Raw genomic sequence first — 1270 nt, forward strand, 5'->3', positions numbered from 1 at the left:
AAAGTATCGGCCCCCACACAGCACACTATCTTCGAGAGGAAGTATGCGGGTTTATTATAGTTTGTACGGTCACCTGCTTAATAAAGCGAGGCTGTTCAAGGGGTTTAAAAAGGTATTCAAAGCGAAAGGTGCGGCCGGAATAGATGGGCAGAGCCTGAGCGCGTTTGCCTCAAATCTGGATAATGAACTATCGCAGCTTTTTCTTGAACTCAAAACCAAACGCTATCAACCGCAACCGGTAAGGCGGGTCATTATCCCGAAAGACGGGGGCGGTGAGCGTCTATTGGGTATCCCAACAGTTAGGGATAGAGTGGTTCAACAATGCTTGAATGACCTCCTTACACCCATCTTCGAAGAGCAGTTCCATCCATCCAGCTTTGGTTATAGACCGAAGCGGAGCTGTCACGATGCCATCAACAAAGCCACCATGTTTATCCGTCGATATAGGCGTCAGCATGTAGTGGACATGGACCTGTCGAAGTGCTTCGATAAGCTGGACCATACGCTTATCATTAAGAGCATCAAAAGACGGGTATGCGATGGCAGTGTGCTGAACTTAATCAGTCAGTTCTTACAAAGTGGGGTGATGGTAGATGGACATTGGCAGCAAACAGAAACAGGCAGTCCGCAAGGCGGGGTAATAAGCCCGCTCATAGCGAACATCTATCTGGATGCGTTCGATAAGGAAATGAAAGAGCGAGGGCACCGCATAGTGCGCTATGCTGATGACATCCTTATCCTGTGTAGCAGTCGTGCAGCGGCAGAGAATGCCAAAGCGCAAGCCACACATATCTTAGAAGAGAAGCTAAAGCTAAGCGTAAACACGGAGAAAACACACATTACACACAGTGATGATGGTGTGAAGTTCCTAGGCGTTGAAATCGGGACGAAATATACCCGTATACAGCCTAAGAAGCTTATCGCGTTTAAGGCAAAGCTAAAGCAGATGACGAAACGCAACGGCGGGATACCGCTACAATCAGTCATCAACGGATTAAACCCACTGTTAAGAGGGTTTAGTCACTACTTCAAGATAGCCAATGCGAGCAGGGTATTTAAGCAACTCGCGAGCTGGCTAAGACGCCGCTTGCGCAGCATCCAACTTAAGTTATGGAAGAAGGCGAGCCGCCTCCATCGCTGGCTAAGACAGCACGGTTATAAAGGTCAGTTTGCTCACATCAACATGACGAGCTGGTGCAGTGCACGCAGTCCTTTAGCAAGCTACGCGATGCCAAACAGTTGGTTCGATGAACTTGGGCTAATGAACTTG

Annotated in this window: 1 protein-coding gene; it reads left to right on the forward strand. The window is 48.4% G+C overall.

Features of this window, described 5'->3' with window-relative positions:
• Window positions 1–43: 43 nt before the first annotated feature.
• On the forward strand, window positions 44–1270 hold a 1227-nt coding region (gene ltrA / locus MHM99_RS21070), incomplete at its 3' end, for a group II intron reverse transcriptase/maturase (protein WP_239220462.1).

Origin of the sequence: Alteromonas sp. MmMcT2-2 (assembly GCF_022348305.1) — a bacterium.
In the GTDB taxonomy this organism is placed as follows: domain Bacteria; phylum Pseudomonadota; class Gammaproteobacteria; order Enterobacterales; family Alteromonadaceae; genus Alteromonas; species Alteromonas macleodii.